Consider the following 7,551-nt stretch of genomic DNA (forward strand, 5'->3'; position numbering starts at 1 on the left):
GTCGCGGGGGCGAAGGCGGCGGGTGCGGCGGGGGGGGACGGCATCGGGGCGCCGGGGGCCGGGGGCATCGCGCGGAGGAGGTCGGGGGCCTCGGTCTCGGCGTGGAAGGCGGCCTGGGGCGCTGCGCCGCCGTAGCCGACGGCGATCGGCTCGTCGGCGGCGAGGGCGCCGCCCCGGGCCGTCGGGCGGGCACCGACGCCGCGGGCGCGGCGGGAAGCCTTGTCGAGGGGGTGGGCGAGCGGGCCTTCGGGGGCGGGCCCCCGGCGGCGGGGGGTGCGGCCCTGGGCGTCGTAGTCGGTGAAGAGGTCGGACAGGCCGGCCGGGGGCTCGCGCCAGCCGGAGGGCGGCGGGGCGGGCTGACTGCGGCCGATGCGCAGGGAGTTGAGGCGGGGCAGGTCGGTGCGGCGGTCGAGGTCGGCGGTGGAGAGGGCGAGGCGCACGCCCGTCCAGTCCTCGCCGCTCTGCTGGGCGACGCAGGCGCGCAGGACCAGCTCGGCGCTGTCGGCGCCGGTGCGGTAGGAGAGGCGGTAGGTGGGGACCCAGCGGGCGGCCGGGACGGCGTACTCGAGTTCCAGCGTGAGGTCCGTGGCCGTGCTCGTGCCCGACAGGGTGACCAGGACGGTGGTGTCGGTGTCGGTGGCCGTGACGTGCTCGGCGGTGGACTCGCGCTCCAGGCGGTCGGTGGCCTCGGCGAGTTCGTGGTCGGCGAGTTCGATCGCCCGGGTCAGCTCCTCGGCGCGCCGCTGGAGGCCCGCCAGGCGCTCGTCGACGAACTCGGCGAGCTCCAGCCAGGCTTCGGCCGGGGTGCGGCGCAGCGGGTCGCCCCGGCGGGGCTGCGGGGGGAGGGCGCGCAGGGCCGTGGTCTCGTCGATGGCGGCCAGGACGAGGTGGTGGCGGTCGGAGAGGGAGCTGCGGTGCTCGGTGATCTCGTCCAACTCGCGCTGGAGGTCCGGGAGTTCGGCGGGCTCGCGGAGTTCGGCGAGGTGCTCGACGCGGGCCTCGGTGACGGCGGCGCCGGGCGGGCCGTCGAGGACGCGGGCGCGCAGCGAGCGGCCGTCCAGGGAGGCGGGCAGGCCCGTCAGGCGCAGCCGCCCGTCCGGGGGGACGGGGACGGTGGCCCGGCGGCGGCACAGCGCGCCCTCGGCGTACACCACGACGGAGTCGAGGGCGGAGGTGTGGGCCGGTACCGGCGGTGGTGCCCCGATGCTTCGCTGATCGTCCATGCGCAACCCCTTCGTTCGCCTGTCGCCTGCGGTGTGCCCGTCCCGGGCGGCCAGTGTGCCCCGGTTCGGGGCCGGCGTCGCCGGATTCGCCGGGCACGGCGTGTGCACTGTGAGGGACGGGGGCGGGGCGGCGGCGGTTGCCTCCGGTGCGCGGGGGCGGAGGGGGTGGAGCGGGCGGAGCGGGCGGAGGGGGTGGACAGGTGAGCGGTGGGAGCGGCGGATGCGAGAGGATGGGGCGCGGGTGAACCATTTGGTGGCCAATTGGGCAAACAACTGGGCAACCACCTGGGCAACCATCTGGGCCCGGACATGAATGAGGGAGAGCGACCAGCCATGCGCACAGCCGTCGTCGTCGGCACCGGACTGATCGGTACCTCCGCCGCGCTCGCCCTGGCCGGCCGCGGGCTGACCGTCCACCTGGAGGACGCCGACCCGGACGCCGCCCGCACCGCCGCCTCGCTCGGCGCCGGCACCACCGAACCGGCGGACGGCCCCGTCGACCTGGCGATCATCGCCGTGCCGCCCGCGCTGGTCGGCAAGGTCCTCGCCGACTGCCAGCGCCGCAACCTGGCCCGCTGGTACACCGACGTGGCCAGCGTGAAGGCCGGCCCGCGCGCCGAGGTCGCCGCGCTCGGCCTCGACACCGTCCACTACATCGGCAGCCACCCGATGGCCGGGCGCGAGCGCTCCGGCCCGCTGGCCGCCCGCGCCGACCTCTTCGAGGGCCGGCCCTGGGTGCTCACCCCGACCGAGGACACCGACACCGAGACGCTCAACGCCGCCCTGGAACTGGTCGCGCTCTGCGGGGCCATGCCGATCGTGATGGACGCCGCCGCGCACGACCGGGCCGTCGCCCTGGTCTCGCACGCGCCGCAGCTGCTGTCCTCGCTGGTCGCGGCCCGGCTGGAGCACGCCGACGAGACGGCGATAAGGCTCTCCGGGCAGGGCGTGCGCGACGTCACCCGGATCGCCGCCTCCAACCCCGGGATGTGGGTGGACATCCTGTCCGCGAACGCGGGCGCGGTCGCCGACATCCTGGAGGAGGTCGCCGCCGACCTCGGCGAGACCGTCACCGCGCTGCGCGCCCTGGACGCCGCCGAGGAGGGCGAGCGCCGGGCGGGAGCGGCCGGCATCGAGGCGGTCATGCGGCGCGGCAACACCGGCCAGTCCCGCATCCCCGGCAAGCACGGCGCGCCGCCCACCCGGTACGAGACGGTGGCGGTGGTCCTGGGGGACCAGCCCGGCGAGCTGGGCCGGCTGTTCGGGGAGGTCGGCGCGGCCGGGGTGAACATCGAGGACGTGGTCATCGAGCACTCCACCGGGCAGCAGGTCGGCTTCGTGCAGCTGTCGGTGGCGCCGGGGGCGGTCAAGCCGCTGACGGCGGCGCTGCGGGCGAGCGGGTGGAGCGTGCGGGACTGACGGCTCCGGGGAGGGGCCGGGAGGGGTGGGCGGGATGATCGTCGATCTGGGCGTTCCCGGGGAGGCAGTGCACCCGGTAGGCGCGGAGCTCGTGGACTCCGGGAACGAGCGGTTCCTGCGGGCCGTGGTGGGCCCGCAGGCGCGGATCCACCACCGCAGCCTGACGGCGCTGGTGGAGCCGCCCCGGCCGGCCCGGGTGGTGGACCCGGACGAGCCGGAGCCGGAGCCGGTCTGGAGCCTGCTGCTGCGCGCCGCGTACGCCGCCTTCGCGGAGCACCGGCCGCTGAGCCTCTCCCCGGACGTCCTCTGGTACGCGGTGGTGCACGAGGTCGCCGTGCACGTCCGGATGTACGCGCCGCGCTACCGGGCCCTGTTCGGGGCGCAGCCCGACCGGCGCGGGCGGATCGTCGTCCGGGACGACGAGCTGGCGGGCCCCGGGGCGGACTGGGGGCGCTCGATCCACCTGGTGCGCGAGCCCCTGGCGGCGGCCGTCGGCCCGCAGCTGGTGGAACTGTTCACCCCGGCCTTCTCCACCACGACCCCCGACGACGCGGCCTGCGCGCTGGTCGCCCTGATGGGCGCGGCAGGCCCGTACTACGACTTCCGCTGGGAGACCCGCTGCGGCATCCCGCGCGTACGGCTGGAGGGTACGGCCGAGGACTGGGCGCTGCTGTCCGAGCGGGTCGGCGAGCTGGCCGGGCACCTCGCCTGGCTGGAGCCCTGGTTCGCCGGGCTGCGGCCGGTCGTCGAGGAGATCGCGGCGACGGCGGCGGGCGGGCCGGTGGACGAGGAGTTCTGGCGCTCCCTCTTCAAGTGGCGCTCCATCTCCGGCGGCCCGCGCGTCACCGGCTGGCTGACCGCCTTCCTCGCGCACACCCAGACCCCGGACGGACCCCGCATGCGCAACTCCTTCGACTGGCGCTCCGCCGCCGACGACCCGTACCACCGCGACGCCTTCGAGGTGAACGACTTCCCCGCGCACCTCTCCACCGTCCCCTTCGGCTGGGACCTCCTCGGCACCGAACGACCGATGGCCTTCCTCGCGGGCGTCCTCGCCATCGAGCAGGACGGCCCCTACCTCCGGCCCCGCCTGGGCCACGCGGTCGTGGAGACCCCGCAGTGGTGAGGGTCGTCGACGTCCCGCTCGGGGAAGGCCAGGAGCCGGGCGACGTACGGGAGTTGGAGCCGCGCGGGAACGAGGCGTTCCTGGCGGCGGCGGTGGGCGGGGAGTTCGCGGTGGTCCACCGCAGCACCGCGACGCTGCTGGAGGCGCCCGAGCTGCGGCCGCCGGGCGAGGCGGAGCCGACCTGGAGCCTGCTGCTGCGCGCCGCGCACCTGGCGTTCTGCGGGCACCTGCCGCTGAGCCTGTCGCCGGACGTGCTCTGGTACGCGGTGGTGCACGAGGTCGCGGTGCACGTGCGGCTGAACGCGGAGGCGTACGAGGGGCTGTTCTCGGCGACCCCCGGGCGGAAGCGGACCATCAGCGTGCGGGACGACGGCCTGCTCGGCCCCGAACCGGACTGGACGCGCTCGATCCGGCTGGTGCGCGGGCCGCTGGCGGCGGAGGTCGGCCCGGAGCTGGTGGAGCTGTTCACCCCGGCGTTCTCCACGACGACACCGGACGAGGTGTCGGCGACGCTGGTGGCGCTGATGGACCTCGTCAGCCCGTACTACGAGTTCCTGTGGGTCTCGTCCTGCGGCATCCCGCGCGTGCGGCTGGAGGGCACGGCCGAGGACTGGGCGCTGCTGGCCCGGCGGGTCGGCGAGCTGGGGGAACGGTTCGAGGCGCTCGGGCCGTGGCTGGCCGGCCTGCGCCCGGTGGTCGGGGAGCTGGCGACGGCGGCGGCGGGCGGCCCGGTGGACGAGGGGTTCTGGCGCTCGCTGTACAGGTGGGAATCGGAGTCCGGAGGGGACTACGTCTCCGGCTGGATCACCGCCTTCTTCGCCCACACCCAGACCGAGGCGGGGCCGCAGCCGCGCACGGACTTCCAGTGGGAGGCGACGCGGCGCAGGTGGAAGGGCCGGACGGTGGAGACGGGCCCGGCCCGGTTCACCGAGAACGCCTTCCCGTCGCACGTGTCGAAGGTGCCCTTCGAGTGGCGGACGCCGCAGGACACCTACCGGATGGCCTTCGTCGGCGGCGTGCTCGGCATCGAGGAGGACGGCGGGTACGTGAGGCCCCGGCTGGGCAACGCCGTGCTGCGGGTGCTGAGGGTGCCGGGGGACGCTCCGTAGCTGCCCCGGGGAGGGTGGTGACCGGGGCGGGGCCGGAGGGGGCGGGGGTCCATTAACCTTGAGGGAGATGATCCCCGGCCGTTCGCCCCCACAGGGTGTCGGCTTCCATGCTCAGAGAGAGGTTCGGGCCCGTGGACACTGCCGACCGAGCGCACGTTCCGGTCGTCGTCGCCATCGACGGACCCTCCGGCTCCGGCAAGTCGACCGTCTCTCGGGCGGTCGCTGCGCGGCTGGGCCTGAGCTTCCTGGACACCGGTGCGATGTACCGGGCGATGACCTGGTGGATGCTGGCCAACGAGGTCGACGTGGACGACCCGGAGGCCGTGGCCGTGGCCTGCGGAAAGCCGGTGATCGTGTCCGGGACGGACGCGGACGGGCCGACCATCACGGTGGACGGGCAGGACGTGTCCGGGCCGATCCGTGGGCCGGAGGTGACGGCCCACGTGAGTGCCGTCTCGGCGGTGCCGGCGGTGCGGACGCGACTGGTGGAGCTGCAGCGCGGTTGCGCCGAGGTGGCCGAGCGGGGGATCGTCACGGAGGGGCGGGACATGGGTTCGGTGGTGTTCCCGGACGCCACCGTGAAGGTGTTCCTGACCGCCTCCGAGCGGGCCAGGGCCGAGCGCCGGGCCGCCGAGCTGCGGGCCAAGGGCGTCGACGAGGCGACCATCACCGCGATGGCCGCCGACCTCGCCCGCCGGGACGCCGCCGACTCCTCCCGGAAGACGGCCCCGCTGACGCAGGCTTCCGACGCCGTGCTGGTGGACACCAGTGACCTCACACTGGAGCAGGTGATCGACCGGATCGCCGCACTGGTCGAGGAACGGGCGGGACTCTCGTCGGTCTGAGGAACGGGCGGAACTCTCGTCGGTCCGAGGACCGACGGACAGGCCGCGGGGCCGCTGAGCCACCGCGGACAAACGATCGCGCTGCCCCGAGCGGGCAGGTACGCACGGCGCGCCCCTGGGAAGGGCCGGGCCGGGAAACGGAACAGACGAACATGACCGCAGAGCACTCCGACGCCGGACACGGCGAGCTGGACGCCGCCGACTACGCCGAGTTCATGGCACTCGCCGCCGAAGAGGGCTTCGACCTCGACGGCATCGACACCATGGACGGCGCCGAGTTCGCCCCGCTGCCGGTGCTGGCCGTCGTCGGCCGCCCGAACGTCGGCAAGTCGACCCTGGTGAACCGCATCATCGGCCGCCGCGAGGCCGTCGTCGAGGACAAGCCCGGCGTCACCCGCGACCGCGTGACCTACGAGGCGGCCTGGAACGGCCGCCGCTTCAAGGTCGTCGACACCGGCGGCTGGGAGATCGACGTCCTCGGCATCGACGCCCTGGTCGCCGCCCAGGCCGAGCTGGGCATCGAGCAGGCCGACGCGGTGCTGTTCGTGGTGGACGCCACCGTCGGCGCCACGGACACCGACGAAGCCCTGATCAAGCTCATCCGCCGGGCCGGCAAGCCGACCGTCCTGTGCGCCAACAAGGTCGACGGCCCGTCCACCGAGGCGGAGGCCGCGTACCTGTGGTCGCTGGGCCTCGGCGAGCCGTACCCCGTCTCCGCCCTTCACGGGCGCGGCTCGGGCGACCTGCTCGACGCCGTCATGGCCGCGCTGCCCGAGGCCCCGCCGCAGACCTTCGGCGACGCCGCCCCCGGCGGCCCGCGCCGCGTCGCGCTGATCGGCCGGCCGAACGTCGGCAAGTCCAGCCTGCTGAACAAGGTCGCCGGCGAGGAGCGCGTCGTCGTCAACGAGCTGGCCGGCACCACCCGTGACCCGGTCGACGAGATGATCGAACTCGGCGGCAAGACCTGGAAGTTCGTCGACACGGCGGGCATTCGGCGGCGGGTCCACCTGACGGCCGGCGCCGACTTCTACGCCTCGCTGCGCACCTCCTCCGCGCTGGACAAGGCCGAGGTCGCGGTCGTCCTGATCGACGCCAGCGAGACCCTGGCCGAGCAGGACACCCGCATCATCTCCATGGCCGTCGAGGCCGGGCGCGCCGTCGTCATCGCGTACAACAAGTGGGACCAGCTCGACGAGGAGCGCCGCTACTACCTCGAGCGCGAGATCGAGCGCGACCTCGTCCAGGTGCAGTGGGCGCCGCGCGTCAACGTCTCGGCGAAGACCGGGCGGCACATGGAGAAGCTCGTCCCGGCGATCGAGACCGCGCTGGAGGGCTGGGAGACCCGCATCCCCACCGCGCGCCTGAACGCCTTCCTCGGCGAGCTGGTGGCCGCCCACCCGCACCCGATCCGGGGCGGCAAGCAGCCGCGCATCCTGTTCGGCACCCAGGCGGGCAGCCGTCCGCCGCGGTTCGTGCTCTTCGCCTCGGGCTTCCTGGAGGCGGGCTACCGGCGCTTCGTCGAGCGCCGGCTGCGTGAGGAGTTCGGGTTCGTGGGGACGCCGATCTCGATCTCGGTGCGGGTGCGGGAGAAGCGCAAGAGGAAGTAGTAGTAGTCGTCGTAGTCGGTAGGAGTGGGGAAGGGCCTTGTCGCGGTGGCGGCGGGGCCCTTCCGCCGTTTCAGGGGCTGTCCGGGGCTGTCAGGGTTTGTGTGGGGCTGTCAGGGGTGCTCGGGGGTGCGGCCCGGGGGGAGGGAGAGCATCTGGCGGTGGCGGCCGCCTCCGGTGGGCGGGGCGGCGAACCCGGTGGCCGTTCCGAGGACGGGGGAGGGG

General features: G+C 74.7%; 6 protein-coding genes. 5 read left to right on the forward strand and 1 reads right to left on the reverse strand.

What is annotated here, in order from left to right; genetic code table 11:
- Positions 1–1,223 (reverse strand): mucoidy inhibitor MuiA family protein (locus IH61_RS0139240; protein ID WP_158845881.1); only part of this gene is annotated, 1,223 nt, incomplete at its 3' end.
- Between the two features lie 333 nt (positions 1,224–1,556).
- Between IH61_RS0139240 and IH61_RS0139245 the strand changes: the two genes are divergently transcribed.
- The 5 genes from IH61_RS0139245 (at position 1,557) to der (ending at position 7,329) form a co-directional block, all read left to right on the forward strand.
- Positions 1,557–2,642 (forward strand): prephenate dehydrogenase, encoded by a 1,086-nt coding sequence (locus IH61_RS0139245; RefSeq protein ID WP_031079112.1) that lies wholly within the window; start codon positions 1,557–1,559, stop codon positions 2,640–2,642.
- A gap of 91 nt (positions 2,643–2,733) precedes the next feature.
- The gene (locus tag IH61_RS0139250) at positions 2,734–3,768 is read left to right on the forward strand and encodes a DUF4419 domain-containing protein (RefSeq protein ID WP_158845884.1); all 1,035 of its coding nucleotides are present in this window, start codon (positions 2,734–2,736) and stop codon (positions 3,766–3,768) included.
- Positions 3,762–4,877 (forward strand): DUF4419 domain-containing protein, encoded by a 1,116-nt coding sequence (locus tag IH61_RS0139255; protein ID WP_051838767.1) that lies wholly within the window; start codon positions 3,762–3,764, stop codon positions 4,875–4,877. Before IH61_RS0139250 ends, IH61_RS0139255 begins: the two co-directional genes overlap by 7 nt.
- Positions 4,878–4,984: 107 nt before the next feature.
- The gene (gene cmk, locus IH61_RS0139260) at positions 4,985–5,722 is read left to right on the forward strand and encodes a (d)CMP kinase (protein ID WP_051838768.1); all 738 of its coding nucleotides are present in this window, start codon (positions 4,985–4,987) and stop codon (positions 5,720–5,722) included.
- Between the two features lie 152 nt (positions 5,723–5,874).
- On the forward strand, positions 5,875–7,329 hold the full coding sequence (der, locus tag IH61_RS0139265; protein WP_031079119.1) for a ribosome biogenesis GTPase Der: 1,455 nt from the start codon (positions 5,875–5,877) through the stop codon (positions 7,327–7,329).
- Positions 7,330–7,551: the final 222 nt, after the last annotated feature.

The organism is Streptomyces sp. NRRL WC-3742 (assembly GCF_000720635.1).
Taxonomy (GTDB): Bacteria; Actinomycetota; Actinomycetes; order Streptomycetales; family Streptomycetaceae; genus Kitasatospora.

Bases quoted from the DNA above. Each gene is read 5' to 3' on its own strand.
- IH61_RS0139245 (WP_031079112.1), top strand. From the start codon at position 1,557: ATGCGCACAGCCGTCGTCGTCGGCACCGGACTGATCGGTACCTCCGCC.
- cmk (WP_051838768.1), top strand. From the start codon at position 4,985: ATGCTCAGAGAGAGGTTCGGGCCCGTGGACACTGCCGACCGAGCGCAC.
- der (WP_031079119.1), top strand. From the start codon at position 5,875: ATGACCGCAGAGCACTCCGACGCCGGACACGGCGAGCTGGACGCCGCC.